Genomic DNA, 1,238 nt, shown 5'->3' with positions numbered 1-1,238 from the left:
GGGTCTTCACCATTTTCTGTGATTTTCACTCAATCCCAGAAACATGTTAGCTGGATGAAATAGGTTCATCAGTCAGGATCCTTCTTCCGCATACAGACCACGAAGTTGGTAGAATGGAAACAGTCAAGTGCTTTCCTTGACGGGTTCCATTCTACCAACTATCATACCGATAGCGGAAGAAGTGAGCGCTTAGGCAGCCTGACTGCTTGTAGTGTTCCCTGTACACTCCAGAAATACACGTAAACGAAACCGTTCTAGATTTCGATAGCCATATGCCCGGCGTTTGATGTTTTTGATCTTGTGATTCGTCCCCTCGATTCGGGCATTCGTATATGGGCACAAAAAGTAGGAAAGAATAGGCTCCTTCCACCTTTCAAGCGTGTTGGCTGCTTCCTGAAAAGAAGCAAAAGGGCTCTGTTTGGCTAACTGAATCCATTCTTCCAAGCGTTCCTTTGCTTCGTTATATCCATCGGTTCGGTAAAAATCCCGAAACAACTCTTTCAGATCATAAGCAATGGAGAGTACCGGATACTCCTCCAAGATATCGTCTAATCGACGCCGTTGGTCCTTACGAAGCTTTTCACAGCCTTTTAAGAGAAGATATCGAGCCTTTTTCAATGGAGAAAATTCCTTTCTTGCTTGATCCAAGGCTTGGGTCACTTTTTGAACCACATGGTACTTATCGATGACAATCGAAGCAGATGGAAACAGGGCGCGAACCGCCTTATGATAAGGTTCCCACATGTCAAGAATCACCGTTTGGACCCTTTCTTTCGACAGGACATTTTGGCTCAACAAGTTAACGGCGGAGTTACATTGGCGATCGGCATGCATTCCCATGACCGATCCGGCTCTGGCATCCATCAATACAGTTTCATACTGATGTCCCTTTTTTACCGCGATTTCATCTAAACTAAGCACCATTCCTTCTTGAGAAGATGCTTCTATCGCTGTTTGACGCTCTTTTGCTTTTTTCGATGCGATGGAGTAATAAATGCGTTCCAATGTTGTATATGGGATGCGGTGCTTTCGGCTAACCTCTTGAATGGTGGAGCCTTCGCAAAGTTCATACAAGTACTCACAAAATCGATTGGTGTAGTGTTGATTGGGTGGAATCGATTCCAAAGAGGGGGAAAACACTTGGGAACAATTCCAGCACCGATAGCGCTTTACCTTTACGAACAAGTACACCGGTTGATGGAAAATCGCCAAATCCCGTACTTTTCTTGTCCGTCTGT

1 protein-coding gene is annotated in these 1,238 nt (G+C 44.8%); it reads right to left on the bottom strand.

All coding sequences use genetic code 11. The features are described 5' to 3' along the window. Nucleotides 1-189: 189 nt before the first annotated feature. Nucleotides 190-1,238: ISL3 family transposase (locus ETC02_RS16585; protein WP_171698443.1), on the bottom strand; the 1,049-nt coding region annotated here is incomplete at its 5' end.

It is taken from the genome of Geobacillus sp. DSP4a (assembly GCF_013096875.1).
GTDB lineage: Bacteria > Bacillota > Bacilli > Bacillales > Anoxybacillaceae > Geobacillus > Geobacillus thermophilus.
The sequence above is the reverse complement of the archived record's forward strand: the minus strand, read 5'-3'. Positions and strand labels throughout refer to the sequence as shown.